The organism is Cupriavidus sp. 01L46, from assembly GCF_056399905.1.
In genome coordinates this window covers 1-523 of the sequence record NZ_JBFTSF010000706.1, presented here as the reverse complement: position 1 = coordinate 523, position 523 = coordinate 1, and the positions used below count along the sequence as shown (strand labels likewise).

At 70.0% G+C, this 523-nt stretch carries 1 protein-coding gene; it reads right to left on the bottom strand.

The window, feature by feature from the left end; genetic code table 11:
- On the bottom strand, window positions 1-523 hold a 523-nt coding region (locus tag AC1DS3_RS39420; RefSeq protein ID WP_477129470.1), incomplete at both ends, for a hypothetical protein.

Below are 523 nucleotides of genomic sequence, written 5' to 3'. Positions count from 1 at the left end.
CGCCCTCGACTCCGCTCTCGGCCACTGGCGCCAGGCTCGGCGCCAGCGGATTGACCGTCACCGYCTCGGTCGCGGTGGTGGTGGTGCTGAGGTTGCCCTCGCCGTCGGTGGCGGTGGCCGCCACGCTCAGTGTGAAGTTGGCGTCGCTGGTTGGCGTGATGGTCAGTGAGCCTAATGTCCAGCCATGGACATCGACCGCGGTGTGGCCGGCCGAAGCGGTGAAGCTGTGGCTGCCATCGCTCAACGTGGCCCCGRCCGGGATCGCGCTGACGACCAGCGAAGCCAGGCTGTTGCTGTCGCCGRCGAGGCCGTTGACCGTGGCGCCGAGATTCAGCGCGATGGCCGCGCCCTCGACTCCGCTCTCGGCCACCGGCGCCAGGCTCGGCGCCAGCGGATTGACCGTCACCGCCTCGGTGGCGGTGGTGGTGGTGCTGAGGTTGCCTTCGCCGTCGGCAGTGGTGGCCGCCACGCTCAGCGTGAAGTTCGCGTCGCTGGTTGGCGTGATGGGGTTGGCGTGATGGTC